Annotated in this window: 14 protein-coding genes; 10 read left to right on the plus strand and 4 right to left on the minus strand. The window is 52.1% G+C overall.

Annotation, left to right across the window (positions count from 1 at the left end; all coding sequences use genetic code 11):
* Positions 1-174 precede the first annotated feature (174 nt).
* The gene (locus OGX96_RS01260) at positions 175-1,440 is read left to right on the plus strand and encodes an aromatic amino acid transporter (RefSeq protein WP_032942280.1); all 1,266 of its coding nucleotides are present in this window, start codon (positions 175-177) and stop codon (positions 1,438-1,440) included.
* 11 nt (positions 1,441-1,451) lie between these two features.
* Positions 1,452-2,309, plus strand: a complete 858-nt coding sequence (pdxY, locus tag OGX96_RS01265; RefSeq protein WP_060682807.1) for a pyridoxal kinase PdxY — start codon at positions 1,452-1,454, stop codon at positions 2,307-2,309.
* 500 nt (positions 2,310-2,809) lie between these two features.
* On the opposite strand, the gene OGX96_RS01270 is transcribed toward pdxY, so the two are convergent.
* Positions 2,810-4,363: an L-lactate permease gene (locus OGX96_RS01270; RefSeq protein ID WP_286582051.1), complete on the minus strand. Its 1,554-nt coding sequence runs from the start codon at positions 4,361-4,363 to the stop codon at positions 2,810-2,812.
* Between the two features lie 581 nt (positions 4,364-4,944).
* Here OGX96_RS01270 and OGX96_RS01275 point away from each other — a divergent pair.
* The 3 genes from OGX96_RS01275 to OGX96_RS01285 are packed head-to-tail and all read left to right on the plus strand — an operon-like array spanning position 4,945 to position 7,790.
* Positions 4,945-5,664 (plus strand): (Fe-S)-binding protein, encoded by a 720-nt coding sequence (locus tag OGX96_RS01275; protein ID WP_001102107.1) that lies wholly within the window; start codon positions 4,945-4,947, stop codon positions 5,662-5,664.
* A 10-nt stretch (positions 5,665-5,674) separates the two neighbouring features.
* The gene (locus tag OGX96_RS01280; protein ID WP_286582053.1) at positions 5,675-7,102 is read left to right on the plus strand and encodes a LutB/LldF family L-lactate oxidation iron-sulfur protein; all 1,428 of its coding nucleotides are present in this window, start codon (positions 5,675-5,677) and stop codon (positions 7,100-7,102) included.
* Positions 7,095-7,790, plus strand: coding sequence for a LutC/YkgG family protein (locus OGX96_RS01285; protein WP_286582055.1), 696 nt, complete (start codon positions 7,095-7,097; stop codon positions 7,788-7,790). Before OGX96_RS01280 ends, OGX96_RS01285 begins: the two co-directional genes overlap by 8 nt.
* A gap of 49 nt (positions 7,791-7,839) precedes the next feature.
* On the opposite strand, the gene gntP is transcribed toward OGX96_RS01285, so the two are convergent.
* Complete coding sequence (gntP, locus tag OGX96_RS01290; protein WP_003033260.1) at positions 7,840-9,183, minus strand: gluconate permease GntP; 1,344 nt, start codon at positions 9,181-9,183, stop codon at positions 7,840-7,842.
* Positions 9,184-9,444: 261 nt separating this feature from the next.
* On the opposite strand from gntP, the gene uxuA reads away from it, so the two are divergent.
* From uxuA to OGX96_RS01315, 5 genes are all read left to right on the plus strand, one after another.
* Complete coding sequence (gene uxuA, locus OGX96_RS01295) at positions 9,445-10,629, plus strand: mannonate dehydratase (RefSeq protein ID WP_003830090.1); 1,185 nt, start codon at positions 9,445-9,447, stop codon at positions 10,627-10,629.
* An 80-nt stretch (positions 10,630-10,709) separates the two neighbouring features.
* Positions 10,710-12,185 carry a fructuronate reductase gene (locus OGX96_RS01300; RefSeq protein ID WP_048236203.1) on the plus strand — a complete coding sequence of 492 codons (1,476 nt, stop codon included), beginning with the start codon at positions 10,710-10,712 and terminating at the stop codon, positions 12,183-12,185.
* Between the two features lie 175 nt (positions 12,186-12,360).
* Positions 12,361-13,134, plus strand: a complete 774-nt coding sequence (gene uxuR / locus OGX96_RS01305) for a Uxu operon transcriptional regulator (RefSeq protein ID WP_008786090.1) — start codon at positions 12,361-12,363, stop codon at positions 13,132-13,134.
* A gap of 626 nt (positions 13,135-13,760) precedes the next feature.
* Positions 13,761-13,970: a hypothetical protein gene (locus tag OGX96_RS01310; protein ID WP_003830087.1), complete on the plus strand. Its 210-nt coding sequence runs from the start codon at positions 13,761-13,763 to the stop codon at positions 13,968-13,970.
* 193 nt (positions 13,971-14,163) lie between these two features.
* Complete coding sequence (locus OGX96_RS01315; RefSeq protein ID WP_286582057.1) at positions 14,164-15,171, plus strand: porin; 1,008 nt, start codon at positions 14,164-14,166, stop codon at positions 15,169-15,171.
* A gap of 62 nt (positions 15,172-15,233) precedes the next feature.
* Here OGX96_RS01315 and OGX96_RS01320 read toward each other — a convergent pair whose 3' ends face one another.
* Both OGX96_RS01320 and OGX96_RS01325 read right to left on the minus strand, forming a co-directional pair.
* Complete coding sequence (locus tag OGX96_RS01320) at positions 15,234-15,635, minus strand: hypothetical protein (protein WP_032942287.1); 402 nt, start codon at positions 15,633-15,635, stop codon at positions 15,234-15,236.
* Positions 15,636-15,826: 191 nt separating this feature from the next.
* Positions 15,827-17,014: an MFS transporter gene (locus OGX96_RS01325; RefSeq protein ID WP_174770742.1), complete on the minus strand. Its 1,188-nt coding sequence runs from the start codon at positions 17,012-17,014 to the stop codon at positions 15,827-15,829.
* Positions 17,015-17,062: the final 48 nt, after the last annotated feature.

The following is a 17,062-nucleotide window of genomic DNA, read 5'->3' on the forward strand; positions in this document are numbered from 1 at the left end:
CCATCACGTGATGGGGCTTTTTTGTATTCCTTTTCCATGAACAGGAAGCCTTTGCGGTGCCCGTTACCGTGACATAATTAAAAAAAGTAAACCCTGACTCCGACATTTTTATTATCCGCATGATGTACAAATGACAGCTGTAATTATAACGAATAGTCTACAGGAACATTTATCATGGATATTAATGCCATTGAGCGACAGAGTAGTACCCCCGGACTGATTAGCGGAACCATGTTGGTTATCGCGACCGTAGTGGGTGGCGGGATGTTCTCCCTGCCGATTGCGATGGCCGGCGTATGGTTCCCCGGTGCGTCTGTTATTCTTCTGTTTATCGCCATCATGATGTTATTAACCGGTCTGATGCTGGTTGAAGTCAACCTGCATTATGGCGCCGGTGCCAGTTTTAATACCTTTACTCAGGATTTATTAGGCCGTAAGTGGAATATCGTTGTCGGTATCGCTTTCGGCTTTGTGCTGTATATTCTGACTTATGCCTATATTTCCGGATCGTCAGCGGTGATGGCGCAAACCGTGTTCAAATACAGCGGCGTGCGTTTTCCGGCGAATATCTCGGTGGTGATCGTCAGTATGCTGGTCGGCGCGATTGCCTGGTACAGCTCCTTGCTGGTCGGACGCATCACTACCGTGTTGATTATCGGTAAGTTTATCGCGTTCTTTGCTACTTTCTCCGGGCTGGTTGGTCATATTGAAGTGGCGAAACTTGTCGACAGCGTGGCGGTGGCGCTGCCCAACTCACAGTACCTGCCTTACATTCTGATGACGCTGCCGTTCTGTATTATCTCGTTTGGTTTTCACGGTAACGTGCCGAGCCTGGTCAAGCTGTATGGCAAGAGTGGGGTCTCGAATATCACGCGTTCGATTATCATCGGTACGCTGTTTGCCTTGCTGCTGTACATCTTCTGGCTGGGCGTCACGATGGGTAACATCAGCCGTTCCGCGTTCCCGCCAATTATCGCCAAAGGCGGCAATATCGACGTGTTTGTTGAAGCCATCAGCGAGCTGTTCACCAGCCGGTATATGGATCTGATCCTGACCTTCTTCGGCAACTTCGCAGTAGCCAGTTCTCTGCTGGCGGCGACGCTTGGCTTGTTCGATTACATCGCCGACCTGTTTCACTTCCCGGATGACGGCATGGGCCGACTGAAAACCGCGCTGGTGACCTACTTCCCGCCAGCCGCCGTGTGCTTCTTCTTCCCGAACGGTTTTGTGCACGCGATTGGCTATGCCGGTCTGGCCTTTACCATCTGGAGCGTGATCCTGCCGCCGTTCCTGGTGAAAGCCGCGCGGAAACGTTTTCCGACCGCCAGCTATACCGCGCCCTGTAATAACACCGTGCTTAACCTGGTGATTGTCTGTGGGGCGGTTGTCTATCTGACGGTTGTTCTGGACGTATTTGGTCTGCTGCCAACGTTTCGTTAGACGGAGTCAAAATGAAAAACGTGTTGTCTGTTCAGTCGTCAGTCGTTTATGGCTATGCCGGAAATAAAGCCGCTGTGTTGCCGATGCAGCTTTCGGGGATCGATGTCTGGCCGTTTTACACCGTACAGTTTTCCAACCACACCCAGTACGGGATGTGGCAGGGCATGGCGATGCCGCACGGCGAGCTGAGCGCCATCATCAGCGGGCTGGATGACCTGCAAAAGCTGGCGCAATGCGACGCCGTGCTGTCCGGGTATCTCGGGGATAAACGTCATTGTGAAGAGGTGAAGCACGCGGTCACCACCATTCGTCAGCGTAATCCGCAGGCGCTCTATTTTTGCGATCCGGTGATGGGCGATCCGCAAAAAGGCTGCATTGTCGCGCAGGGCGTAGAGTCCTTTTTTGTCGATGATGCCATTCAACTGGCCGACATCATGGGACCGAATCTCTATGAGCTGGGCGTGCTGACGGGCAGACAACTGCGTGGTTTTGACGAGGTGGTGGAAGCTGCGCAGCAGCTGGTGTCGTGGGGTGTGAAGAAGGTGCTGGTGAAGCATCTCGGCGACTGTTCGCGGGACAAACAGGCGTTTGAAATGCTGCTGGTGACGCCGGAACAGACGTTACACATTGCCCGGCCGCTGTATACCTTTGCCAAAATGCCGGTGGGCGTTGGGGATCTGATTTGCAGCGTGATGCTGGCCTCACTGCTCAATGGTTATGAGGACAAGCAGGCGCTGGAGCGGACCACCAGTGTCGTCGATGCGGTGATGCGACTGACGAAAGAGCATGATTCGTATGAACTGCGACTGATAGATGCGCGTCACCAGATAATGGATCCGCAAATTCGCTATCGGGCAGCGGTACTGTAGCGCCACGAGGGGGCTCTATGTTTCTGACATTGCTGCGGCTTCAGCATCCTCTGGTCTACCGTTTCGCGTGGCTTCGTCTGTGGGTGGCGGTGTTAAGAGCATGCGGTCTGCGTAAGAGGAAGGGGTGAGTATTTTACGCTGCTGTTGCTGCCGGATGCGGCTCGCGCCTTATCCGGCCTACAAATGAGCGTGAAACGCAGGCCTACAAATGAGTGTGAAATGTAGGCCTGATAAGCGAAGCGCCATCAGGCATAAGTGCCTGGTATTACACGCGGAAGTAGCGTGGTGGAATCAACGCGGAAAAGGCGTCGAACTTCTTCACCATCTTTTTCCAGAACAACATAACAACAATCCTCGATTTGAAACATCGGCGCTATTTTAGTCAGCGCCGACAAATCGTAAAGCCTGTCGCCTTGTTCCGTTCCTGGGACGGTGTAAACCTTTTTGGTCACTGTGTCGTCAAATACGATTGCCGCGAATTTGACGGGGTTGACAATGGCTTACGCCATAAACCAGTAATAAAAGAGACCGACTTTCAGGCCGAGGATCACAATGTAGGCGCAGCAGTATTTCATGGTGCCAGACATAATCTGGTTGGCCTGACCGTCCATTTTGGTGGCAGAAACCGCGATGGCGATGCTTTGCGGCGAAATCATTTTCCCCCCCGTAGCGCCAGAGGTATTGGCCGCCGCCAGCCAGTTAGGATCGATATGCAACTTGCTGGCAGCAATGGTTTGCAGCTTGCCGAACAGAATGTTCGAGTTAGTATCGCTGCCGGTAACGAACGTGCCCAGCGCGCCAATCACCGGGGCGAGGAAGACGTACGAACTGCCGGTCAGATCGACAATCGACTGCGCCAGCGTGGAGATAATCCCGCTGAGGTCCATCACCGTGGCCAGCGCGACGATCGCCATAATTGCGACGATAGAGTTTTTAAGCTGGAAAATGGTTTTGATAAATACTTCCAGCATCCCGCGTGCGGACGCCCCCTGAATAAAACCGCCGATAATGGTCGCAAAGATGATCAGCATCCCTGGTGTGGTCACCCATTCAACTTTCAGTGCCATCGTTTTACCGTCAGCCAACGTGAAATGCAGCACCGAAGCCAGTTGGGACGCCGCGCCTTTTATTGTCGGGAACAGCGGCGAACACAGCAGGATAAACACAAAAATAAACAGATAGATAGAGCCAACCCGGAACAGCACTTTTGCCGAGCGCGGCGTGGTTTCGCGGGTATGGCTGACCTCAATGCGCCACTCTGGATCGGTTTTCCCTTTGCGCAGGCGACTGACCATCGCCACGGCAAACAGGCTGACCAGGCTACCGGCAAAAGCGGGTAATTCCGCGCCAAGATGGATGGCGACAAAATATTGCGGAACCAGCGTGGAAATGCCGCAAATCAACGTGATCAAAAATACGCCACGAATGGCTTTCAGGCCGCCGCCAATAATGCAGACAATCACAAACGGCAGCAGAATATTAAACAGCGCAAGCTGCAAAATAATGGTTCCGCCTAAGGTATAAACCGGCAGATTCACCTGTTCTGCCAGAATAGAAACCGGGATCCCGACTGCGCCGAATGCGGTGGGAACGGTATTCGCCACGAGAGAAGCAATCGCTGCTTTCAGCGGGTTGAATCCCAGCGCAATAAGAATGCCGATCGGAATAGCGACCGCCGTGCCATAGCCCGCTGCGGCTTCAAGAAATCCACCAAAGCACCATGAAATCAGCAACACCTGAATACGCTTATCTTCGCTAATGCTGGCGAGAATATCGCGCAAAATATTCAGCGCTTTGGTCGCCTGCATGACGTTATAACTGAAGATAGCGCCGAGGATCACAATCACAATCGGCCATAACCCCTTCAGTGCGCCATAGCCTATCGCGGCTTTCAGATTTTGTACGGGCATTTCCCAGAATATTGCCGATAATGCAGCGGTGAATACCAAAGAAATCAGTACGGAATAATGGATGGGCATTTTTAATTTCAGTATTAAAAATACCATAAGTAGTAAAGGAGAGAGTGCCAGGGCAAACATAAAATATTCGTTCATTGCTATTCCTGATTGGTTCATTAAACCTGATTTATATTTATGGCGGGAAGACTACATTGCCGTGCAAATAAAATATGTAAACTGAATCGCTTCAGTGAATAAAGTAATTATGATTTATGGTTTTGTAACTATTGTAATCTTTTAATTAAAATTCAATGCCAGATAAATATACTTAAGAGCAAGGTAAATACCCATAAGTGGTTATTTAATAACATTTTTAATAATGGTAGTGACGAAGGTAGTAATCATTCGAAACTATTTTATAAGGTGTTAATAACACTGTTGTTTTCAATATAAAAATGTGAGCAAGTCCGAAATAAATAAACATGGGTATTGCATATGCATGTTGATTAGGGGATTATTCGGTTTTGTCATACAAATGAAAATACAGACATTTGCGATTGTCCTGATATAAGAAGAGGAGAGTCGCTATCAAAGGAAAACGATCCGTGCATCATAATGAACCCAGACATTAGTAAAACAAGCAAATACAAAAACTGGGCGTGAAATACAGCTGAATCTTTGCTTGATATCGCGATATCAAGCGCAATAAACAGAAATGAAGCAATGGAGTAGTTATTGTGAATGTAAATTTCTTTGTTACCTGCATTGGTGACGCACTGAAATCACGGATGGCACGAGACTCCGTATTGCTGCTGGAAAAACTGGGTTGTCGCGTGAATTTCCCCGAGAAGCAAGGGTGTTGCGGTCAGCCAGCCATCAACAGCGGATACATCAAAGAGGCGATCCCCGGGATGAAAAACCTGATCGCCGCGCTGGAAGACAACGACGATCCGATTATCTCCCCGGCAGGCTCCTGCACCTACGCGGTAAAAAGCTACCCGACGTATCTGGCCGATGAACCGGAATGGGCGCTGCGTGCTGAAAAAGTTTCCGCGCGTATGCAGGATCTCACCTCCTTTATCGTCAACAAACTGGGTGTGGTGGACGTTGGTGCCAGCCTGCAGGGCCGTGCTGTGTATCATCCTTCCTGTAGCTTGACCCGCAAACTGGGAGTGAAGGAAGAGCCGCTTACGCTGCTGAAAAACGTGCGCGGACTGGAGCTGTTGACGTTTGCCGATCAGGATACCTGTTGCGGCTTTGGCGGGACGTTCTCGGTCAAGATGGCCGAGATATCCGGTGAGATGGTGAAAGAGAAAGTCTTACATCTGATGGATGCAAAGCCGGAATATTTGATTGGCGCAGACGTTAGCTGCCTGCTGAACATTGGCGGCCGACTGCAACGGGAAGGCCAGCCGGTCAAAGTGATGCATATTGCTGAAGTGCTGATGAGCCGCTGAGGGGAAAGAGATGTCGATAAAAACCAGCGATGTAGAATTTAAACTGCGTATTCGTCAGCAGATAGAAGATCCGATCATGCGCAAAGCCGTGGCTAATGCGCAGGAGCGTATCGGCGCGAATCGGCAAAAAATGGTCGATGAGTTAGGCCACTGGGAAGACTGGCGCGATCGTGCCAGCCAGATCCGCGATCACGTTCTGAGCAACCTCGACGCTTACCTGTACCAACTCTCCGAGAAAGTGACGGAAAACGGCGGACACGTCTATTTCGCCAAAACCAAAGAAGACGCCACTCGCTACATTTTGCAGGTCGCGCAGAGTAAAAATGCGAAGAAGGTGGTGAAGTCCAAGTCGATGGTGACCGAAGAAATCGGCGTCAACCACGTGCTGCAGGATGCCGGAATCCAGGTGATCGAAACCGATCTCGGGGAATATATTCTGCAGTTGGATCAGGATCCGCCTTCGCACGTCGTGGTCCCGGCGATTCATAAAGATCGCTACCAGATCCGCCGCGTGCTGAACGAACGTCTGGGATACGACGGCCCGGAAACCCCGGAAGCTATGACCTTGTTCATTCGTCAGAAGATCCGCGAGGATTTCCTCAGTGCCGAAATCGGTATTACTGGCTGTAACTTTGCCGTGGCGGAAACCGGCTCGGTGTGTCTGGTGACCAACGAAGGCAACGCGCGCATGTGCACCACGCTGCCGAAAACGCACATTGCGGTGATGGGCATGGAGCGTATCGCGCCGACCTTTGCCGAGGTGGATGTGCTGATCACCATGCTGGCGCGCAGCGCCGTGGGCGCACGTCTGACGGGCTACAACACCTGGCTGACCGGCCCGCGTGAGGCGGACAACGTTGACGGACCGGAAGAGTTCCATCTGGTGATTGTCGATAACGGTCGCTCGCAGGTGCTGGGTTCAGAGTTTCGCGATGTGCTGCGCTGCATCCGCTGCGGAGCCTGTATGAACACCTGTCCGGCGTACCGCCATATCGGTGGACACGGCTATGGCTCTATCTATCCTGGACCTATTGGCGCGGTGATTTCTCCGCTGCTCGGCGGCTATAAAGATTTTAAAGACCTGCCGTACGCCTGTTCTTTATGCTCGGCCTGTGACAGCGTCTGCCCGGTGCGTATTCCGCTTTCAAAACTGATCCTGCGTCATCGCCGGGTGATGGCCGAGGAGGGCATTACGCCGAAAGCCGAGCGACGGGCGATCAAAATGTTCGCCTATGCCAATAGCCATCCGGGGCTGTGGAAAGTCGGGATGATGGCGGGCGCGCATGCGGCGAGCTGGTTTATCAATGGCGGCAAAACCCCGCTCAAGGTTGGCGCGATTGGTGACTGGATGGAGGCGCGCGATCTGCCTGATGCTGACGGCGAGAGCTTCCGTAGCTGGTTTAAGAAACATCAGGCGCAGGAGAAAAAGAATGGATAACCGTACCGCGTTTTTAAACACCATCACCCAGGCGCTGGGTCGCCCGCTGCGCTTCGAGCCGCAAGCAGATGCCGCGCCGGTTAACAACTATGCCAACGAGCGCCTGACCGAGCTTAGCCCCGAGCAGCGCTGCTCTGCGTTTATCCAGTTTGCCAGCGAAGTGATGCTGGCCCGCTGCGAACTGACCAACGAGGACCAGGCCGCAGGCGCGGCGCTGCGCCTGTGCGAAGAATTGGGTCAGCAGCCGGTGGTGCTGAGCGGCGACAGCCGGCTGGTGGAGCTGGGCATCACCGAACGCTTGCAGCAGGAATGCCACGCCGTGGTCTGGGATCCGGCGCGTGGTAGCGAAAATATTACCCAGGCCGAGCAGGCGAAAGTGGGCGTGGTGTATGCCGAGTATGGCCTGACCGAGTCCGGCGGCGTGGTACTGTTTTCCGCACCAGAGCGCGGGCGCTCCCTGAGCCTGTTGCCGGAGTCCTCTATTTTCGTGCTGCGTAAAAGCACCATCCTGCCGCGCGTGGCGCAGCTGGCAGAAAAACTGCATCAGAAAGCACAGGCCGGTGAGCGTATGCCATCGTGCATTAATATCATCAGTGGACCCAGCTCGACGGCGGATATTGAGCTTATCAAGGTGGTTGGGGTGCATGGCCCGGTGAAAGCGGTGTATCTGATTATTGAGGATTGTTGAGGCAGGATGGAAAACCGCTCTGGCGCTATAGGCCAGAGCGGTATCGACGTTATGCAATCATGCTGATGATCAACACGATAATCAGGCCAACCACGGAGTTTACCAGCTCCAGCAGACCCCAGGTTTTCAGCGTATCCTTCACCGACAGGTCAAAGTAGCCTTTGAACAGCCAGAACGAAGCATCGTTGATATGGGTCAGGGTGTTGGAGCCGGCCGCTGTTGCCAGCACCAGCAACGCCGGGTCGACGCCCACCAGTTGACCGGTTGCCGGGTCGAGGATCGCTGCGCTAATAATCCCCGCCGCCGTCATGGCTGAGACCACGCCCTGACCCGTTGCCAGACGAATCAGCACGGTTATCAACCACGCCATGATGTAGGGAGAAATATTGCCGTGCGACATCAGCATGCCGATGGTATCGCCGATGCCGGTATCGATAATGGTTTGCTTCAGTACGCCGCCCGCGCCGATGATCAGGATCACCATGGCGATGCTTTTCACCGCGTTTTCAAAGGCGTTCATTACCCACTGCATGTCGTGACCGCGCGCGGTACCAAACAGCACGAAGGCGACAACCATGGCGATAAACATTGCAATCGGCGAGGAGCCTAAGAAGTTGACCACTTCCCACGCCTGCGTCCCTTTCACCAGCCAGATGTTGGCGATGGTGGTGGAGATCATGATGATCGCCGGGATCAGCGGCACCAGAATAGACACGCCGAAGGACGGCAGGTTGTTCTGGTCAACCGGTACGTCGGCCTTCATGAATGAAGGCGTTGGACGATCGAGGTTGCCGAGGAATTTCGGCAGGATAAGTCCGGCGCAGATCACGCTCGGAATGGTCACCAGGATACCGTAGATGTAAACCATGCCCATGTCAGCGCCGTAGGCGTTAACCAGCGCGACCGGACCTGGCTGCGGTGGGAACAGTGAGTGAGCGGTGGTGGCGGCGGCAACCGCAGGAATCGCCAACTTAAGGAACGGGATCTTCGCTTCCGCGGCAATGACGATCACCAGCGGTGCCAGCATAATAAACGCCACTTCATAGAACATCGCCAGGCCGAAGATCAGACCAATAATGATCACCGACAGCTGCACGTAACGTAGACCGAGTCGCGCCAGCAGCGTATGGGCAATCTGATGCGCCGCCCCGGAATCAACCATCAGCTTACCGATGACGGCCCCGAATACCACGATAATCGCCAGCTCACCCAGCGTGCTGCCAAAACCGGATTTCATGGTATGCAGCAGTTCCATTAAATCCATTCCCGCCAGCATACCGACCGAGAGTGCCGCCAGCAGCAGAGCGACCATCGAGTTTATTTTGAATCTTAAATTGAGCACCAGCATCAGGCCGATGCCGAATACAACCCACAGAATATTGAGAACGTGCATATAACGTCTACCTTACTTTGGTTGAACTATTATGATTTTGGTTGAGATGTTACATATATTGGTCAACCTATGATGCGATGGATGTCACATTGCGTTACATGTTTACATTAATACTGGGTTGTATGGCCGTTAATTAGCGGTATGGTCAGCAGATATCGTGATTTGGTTAACCAATTTATCGCTTCAGGTTGACATGTAATACCAAAAGGAGGAATTTATGTGCCATATCGTCGAGTCCATAACGTAAACGAGGAATAAAACATGGAACAGACATGGCGCTGGTATGGTCCTAACGATCCGGTCACCTTAGCGGATGTGCGTCAGGCGGGTGCAACGGGCGTTGTCACTGCCTTGCACCATATCCCGAACGGGGAAGTGTGGACGGTTGATGAGATCCTAAAACGCAAAGCCATTATTGAGCAGGCGGGCCTGGTATGGTCGGTCGTCGAAAGCGTACCGATCCACGAAGACATTAAAACCCGTTCCGGCAACTATCAGCAGTGGATTGCCAACTACCAGCAAAGCCTGCGTAACCTGGCCGAGTGCGGCATTCGTACCGTGTGCTACAACTTTATGCCGGTTCTCGACTGGACCCGTACCGATCTGGAATACGTCCTGCCGGACGGCTCTAAAGCGCTGCGTTTCGATCAAATTGAATTTGCCGCCTTTGAGCTGCATATCCTCAAACGCCCGGGCGCGGAAGCGGACTACACCGCCGAAGAGATTGCGCAGGCGCATGAACGCTTCACCACCATGAGCGAAGAAGACAAAGCACGTCTGACCCGCAATATCATCGCCGGTTTGCCGGGCGCGGAAGAGGGCTACACGCTCGACCAGTTCCGCCAGCATCTTGAGCGCTATAAGGATATCGATAAAGCTGCGCTGCGTGAGAATTTTGCCGTCTTCCTGAAGGCGATTATTCCGGTAGCAGAAGAGGTCGGTGTGCGCATGGCGGTACACCCGGACGATCCGCCGCGCCCAATCCTTGGCCTGCCACGCATTGTTTCCACCGTGGAAGACATGCAGTGGATGGTCGATACGGTCAACAGCATGGCGAACGGTTTCACCATGTGTACCGGCTCCTACGGCGTTCGTGCGGATAACGACCTGGTCGACATGATCAAACAGTTTGGCCCGCGCATCTACTTCACCCATTTGCGCTCCACGCTGCGTGAAGATAACCCGAAAACCTTCCATGAAGCGGCGCATCTAAATGGCGACGTTGACATGTACGAAGTGGTGAAAGCGATCGTTGAGGAAGAACAGCGCCGTAAAGCCGAGGGCAAAGAGGATCTGATCCCTATGCGCCCGGACCACGGTCACCAGATGCTTGACGACCTGAAAAAGAAAACCAACCCAGGTTACTCCGCGATTGGTCGCCTGAAAGGCCTGGCGGAAGTGCGTGGCGTTGAGATGGCTATCCAGCGCGCTTTCTTTAGCCGCTAAAGCAGTGTTGCCGGTCGCCTGTCTGGCCGGCTTTTTTCTTTTCTCTCCGTTGGTCTTTCCGACGGGATCTGGAGTTCACAATGACAACGACAATTGCCAATAGCAACCTGCCGGTTGCACGCCCTGCATGGGACAGCTCTCGTCTGCAATCCCGCATTGTTCACCTGGGATGCGGCGCTTTTCACCGCGCGCATCAGGCGCTGTACACCCACCATCTGCTGGAAACCACCGACAGCGACTGGGGTATCTGTGAAGTTAACCTGATGCCGGGTAATGACTGCATACTGATTGAAAACCTGCGCAAGCAGCAATTGCTGTATACCGTGGCGGAAAAAGGCGCGGACAACACCGTGCTGAAAGTGATCGGCTCGATGAAAGAAGCGCTGCACCCAGAGCTTGACGGCTGTGATGGTATTTTACAGGCAATGGCACGCCCGCAGACGGCAATTGTCTCGCTGACGGTCACGGAAAAAGGCTACTGCACCGATGCTGCCAGCGGCCAGTTAGATCTCAATAACCCGCTGATTAAACACGATCTGGCAAATCCAGCCGCGCCGAAATCGGCGATTGGTTACATCGTACAGGCGCTGCATCTGCGTCGTGAGCAGGGGCTGGCGGCCTTTACCGTGATGTCCTGCGATAACGTGCGTGAAAATGGGCATGTGGCGAAAGTCGCGGTGCTGGGCCTGGCGCAGGCGCGTGACCCGCAGCTGGCGCAGTGGATTGAAGCAAACGCCACTTTCCCGTGCACCATGGTAGACCGCATTGTTCCGGCGGCAACGCCAGAAACGTTGCAGGAGATTGCCGACCAGTTGGGCGTTTACGATCCGTGCGCTATCGCCTGCGAACCGTTCCGCCAGTGGGTGATTGAAGACAACTTTGTTAACGGTCGCCCTGACTGGGACAAAGTCGGCGCACAGTTTGTTGCCGACGTAGTACCGTTTGAAATGATGAAACTGCGCATGCTCAACGGCAGCCACTCTTTCCTCGCTTATCTGGGCTATCTCGGCGGTTATGAAACCATCGCTGACACCATGACCAATCCAGCATACCGCAAAGCGGCGTTTGCGCTGATGATGCAGGAGCAAGCGCCGACGCTTTCGATGCCGGAAGGTACCGATCTCAACGCCTACGCGACGCTGCTGATCGAGCGTTTCAGCAACCCGTCTCTGCGCCACCGTACCTGGCAGATTGCGATGGACGGCAGCCAGAAGCTGCCGCAGCGCCTGCTGGATCCGGTGCGTCTGCATCTGCAAAACGGCAGCGGCTGGCGTCATCTGGCACTGGGCATCGCGGGCTGGATGCGCTACACCCACGGTGTGGATGAACAGGGGCAGGTCATTGATGTTGTCGACCCAATGCAGGCCGAATTCCAGCGCATTAACCAACAGTTCCAGGGAGCCGAACGCGTGACGGCGCTGCTGGGGTTGAGCGGCATTTTTGGTCATGATCTGGCGGAAAACGCCGACTTTGTTGCGACGGTTACCGCGGCGTATCAACAGCTGTGTGAACACGGCGCACGCGAGTGCGTTGCAGCGTTAAGCGCTGACGCATAACCTCCCAGGTATGACGGGTCAATCAAAATACTAATTTGGTTGACCCGTTTTCTGTTTTTGGCTTCCCGCAAATGCTATAGTTCAGGCGAAAAAACGTTATTGGTAGGCCGGATAAGGTGTGCGCAGTCATCCAGCCTCCGGATTCTGAATTGACGCATCTGACGGACATAACACGATGAAATCAAACACTTCTCAGCAAAGACCCTACCAGGAAGTGGGTGCAATGATCCGCGATCTGATTGTCCAGACGCCGTACCAGCCTGGTGAGCGCTTGCCGCCGGAGCGTGAAATCGCCGAGAGACTCAATGTCACTCGCACGGTGGTGCGCGAAGCGTTAATCATGCTGGAAATTAAAGGTCTGGTGGACGTGCGTCGTGGCGCCGGGATCTACGTGCTCGACAATGCAGAAGCTCAGACCATCGACAGTTCGGATGTGAATCATTGCAATGATGCAGGCCCGTTTGAGCTGCTCCAGGCGCGACAGCTGCTGGAAAGCAACATCGCCGAATTTGCCGCGCTGCAGGCCACCCGCGAAGATATCGTCAAAATGCGCCAGGCGTTGCAGCTGGAAGAGCGGGAGCTGGCCTCCAGCGAACCGAACGGTTCTGAAAGCGGTGACATGCAGTTCCATCTCGCTATCGCCGAGGCCACGCATAACAGCATGCTGGTGGAGCTGTTTCGCCAGTCATGGCAGTGGCGCGAGAACAACCCGATGTGGATCCAGCTTCATAGCCATCTCGATGATACCCACTATCGTAAAGAGTGGATGGGCGACCATAAACAGATCCTGGCGGCGTTAATCAAAAAGGATGCCCGCGCGGCCAAGCTGGCGATGTGGCAGCATCTGGAAAACGTCAAACAGCGCCTGCTGGAGTTTTCAAATGTTGATGACATCGACTTCGATGGCTATCTGTTTGACTCCTGGCCGCTGGATAAAGTTAACGCTTGATTTTACCACCTCTCATGCGGGCTGTTCCGGCCCGCTCGGCATTGCATAGCAACCTTTCTTTTCACGTCTTAAACCTCATGTAAAAAATGGTTTCCATAGTCTTCAGTGATCATTTTTTTCGCCGCCCTGTGTGATGTAAATTGATTTTCATCAATTAAAAACAACTTATTTTTGCTTGCGAAAAAATGCGCTATTTACCTTATTTTTACCTTTTCGTGCGTATTTTTAGACAAAACTGGTCTGTATTAAGTGAGAATCAAAGTGATTTCCGCTGCGGTTAGGGCAGGGCCGCCTGGCATAGCAGCGCATAAAAACACGTGGTTTGCGTAAAAGTAGACATTAATAACGATATGTAACCTATTGGCAGCAATGATGTTTTGAATTCATGCCATTTTACATGTGAATGATTCATGCCTTTTTAATCAAATGAATAAAAACGAATATGTGTAAAGCTAACATTACACATTATTCTATAATCAAGTTATCTTTCATTTGAAATAGTGTTCCAGTTTTTCTTTGTTTATTAACAGTTTCATTACTATTGTGACTGTATTTTGCCGTTGACATGTTTTTACACTGACTGCATATTTCATCGCCATAAGCGTGTTTGCGTTCAGGAGATGACTATGCCCTCTCGAGATTACCCTGATATCCGAAAAGCCAGGGGAACCCGATCAAAAGATATGGTTCTATTAAGTGCCCGTGTCGATACTTCTCTATGGGAATATGTTCGGACGCTGGCATTTGAAACCCGTAAAAGTAAACAAGACATTATTGCCGAGGCATTAATGTTGCATCGCTCTATTAATGAGAGCACAAGCGAAGAATCTAAGTAATTACTCTCTGTTCGGGTTTTATTTAAAACCCAAAATTGAAATAGGTCTTGCCACTTCATTATTGCCTTTATTGGTATATTTTTTCGGTGTGTTATTGGTGTTTCCCCTTATCTGGAGGGGACTTTTTTATGTGGGCATTCCGCCTTCATAACAAAGTTGATAGCAAAATTCACAATTAAAAGTGAGTAATAACATGAAAAAGTCAGTAGTGGCATTAGCTGTAATAGCATTAGGGGTAACCTCCGTTCATGCAGCGGAAATTTATAATAAAGATGGCAACAAACTGGATCTGTACGGCAAAGTCAAAGCGGTCCATTCCTGGAGTGACGGCACTAATGCCGATGGTACCTACGCGCGTCTGGGTTTTCGCGGTGAGACACAAATCAACGATCAACTGACCGGTTATGGCCAATTTGAGAGTCAGTTTGATGCCTCTAAAGCAGAAGGTTCTCAGAATGGCGTTAACACACGTCTGGCGTTTGCTGGCCTGGATTACGGCCATGACGTTAGCTTTGACTACGGTCGTAACTACGGTATCGCTTACGACGTGGGAGCTTACACTGACACTCTCTCAGAGTTCGGCGGTGACTCCTTTGAAAATACTGACCGCTTCCTTACTACACGCACTTCTGGCGTTGCAACACTCCGCACCAAAAATCTGTTTGGTGCCGTTGATGGCTTGAGCCTGGGCGCGCAATATCAGGGTCAGGATGATTCCGATAAGGATCCGACGAAACAGCACGGCAATGGCTACGGTTTCTCCCTGGGCTACGACAATATCGCTGATTCCGGCGTATCTGCCATTGCAGCCTACACCAACAGTTCTGTGACTGCTCAGCAGAAACAAAATGGTTGGGATGGCGAAAACGCAGAATTCTGGGGTGCTGGCCTGAAATATGATGCAAACGCTATCTACGTTGCGACCATGTACGGCGAATCCCACAACCTGATTCAGGATGCGGACAAAGCGCAGCACTTTGAAGCGATGGCGGCCTATGTGTTTGATTTTGGTCTGCGTCCGAACGTGGCTTACGTTCATGCGCGTGATAACAACAACACTGATCTGACCGAATACGTTGCGCTGGGCACAGACTACTACTTCAACAAAAACATGGTTGCTGATGTGGGTTACAAAATTAACCTGCTCGATGGCAAAGACGGCGACAATCAGGTTGTTGCGGGTCTGACCTATCAGTTCTAAGTAGTTATACTAGTACGAAAAAGGCGTCTTGGTTAAGACGCCTTTTTTACATCTGTTGGAGTTTAAACCGGCTGACTTTCTTTCATCTGTACACCGCTAAACAGCCATTGCCAGATGCCCACTTTTACCCATGCGACCACGCAGAGGATCAGATAAAAAAGCGGATTATGGGTAATGGTAACGCGCATGACTTCCATTAAATCCACATGCAAATTTCCGGCAATTGCCATATTGATAACAAAAATAGAGGCTACCGCGCTGGCCAGTAAAATAAGTATGGCATGTAACTTTGTTATCTCTGGTAACTTGCCAGAGGCCCATTGCCATAAGAATGTTGTTGATAACAGGAAGATAATAAACAATCCCAGTGCGCCAAACAGGCCAAAGTCTTTATAATCCTTTAGCGTGCCAATTAAACCCGCCAAAATAATTAACCCCAGTAGTATTTTTTTAAACCACGACATGTGCCTTTCCCGAAGATGGTGTTGATGTTGAATTAATATGTCCATTTTTACGCATTTTAAATTGAGTTTATAAATGAACAGCCGGGAATTATAAATTGTCTGGCGGGTAATTGCCGATTATTTGCGATTTATTAAATGCTGACATTTAATTGCGGACTAATCCGAATATATCTTCTTTAGACGTTAGCCGGTTATACCCTTTTTGGCGAGGCGAAACGCTGTTTGTATAATTGCGTGAGGCTGATAAGTGCCGCAATAAACAACGCGACCGCGCCGCACACCGTGGCGTTAACGATCGCCTGTGCGCCGCTTCCCAGCAGGCTGGTTAATAGCGGACCAAGTATTTGCCCAATGCCGTAAGTCAGAGTGACCAGGCCCAGCAGATTAATATTGCGCGGTACGCTTAGTTGACGGGCAAGCGGCATCACCAGTGAGGTGGTTCCCATAAACGTTGCGCCGAACCCCATGCTGCTTATCACCAGCAGCGGCAAGGAGCCGCTGGCGAGCGTCATGACCACGCAGGCGCTTTGAATCAGCAAATTCGCCGTCAGGCATTGCAATACTCCCCAGCGTCGGGCGGCCCACAGCCAGGCGAAACACCCCGGAATTATCGATATGCCGACCAGCGACCAGAGATGGGCAGTCAACAGCGGCGAACCGGCACTTTTCGCCATTAGCGGCAGGTAGGTGGCGACAATGATGTAGCCAAATCCGGCCAGCCCGTACAGTAGAGCCAGCAGCCACCAGGACATAGGCTGATGCTCTGTTTTTACCGGGGCCGCAGCGGGGAGCACGTGATCGCGAGATGGCAGGAGTATAACCAGTAGCACAAAGAACAGAGCCGAGGCTGCCGCTGCGCCCAGCCAGAGCGTGTGCGATGAAAGCGCAAAATGCAGACCGCTAATGACATATTCATTGCCCAGCAAAATACCTGCACCAACGCCGGAGAACAACGCCGCGATCACGAAGGGATGCCGGGTATGATGCAGAACGATCATTGAGCCAAAGATCATCATACCGGCACTGGCGACGCCCGCCAGAAAGCGGATCAGCATCACCAGCGCGGGCTGCGTAAAGCTGGCCATCGCCAGTATCAGTCCTGCGGTAGCGAGCGCGGACGTTAGCAACATCGGGCGTAAGCGAGAGGGAAGATGGAAGAGCCCGAAGGAGAAGAGCAGGCTTCCCGCCAGATACCCGGCGTAGTTGGCGCTGGCAATCCAGGAGAGTTGGTCAAATGTAAATTGACCTTCCGACAGCAGCACCGGCAGCATTGGCGTATACAGAAAGCGCCCAATTCCCATACCCAGTGTTAAGACCAGCATGCCAAAAAGCGCGACGCTGATGGCATGACGATTTGAATCTGGGCTTCCCTGGGACATACGGACTCTCATTTCGCGCTGTTAGCTGATAATTGTTATATTACATGT

It is taken from the genome of Citrobacter sp. Cpo100 (assembly GCF_030332595.1).
GTDB classification, from domain to species: Bacteria; Pseudomonadota; Gammaproteobacteria; order Enterobacterales; family Enterobacteriaceae; genus Citrobacter; species Citrobacter portucalensis.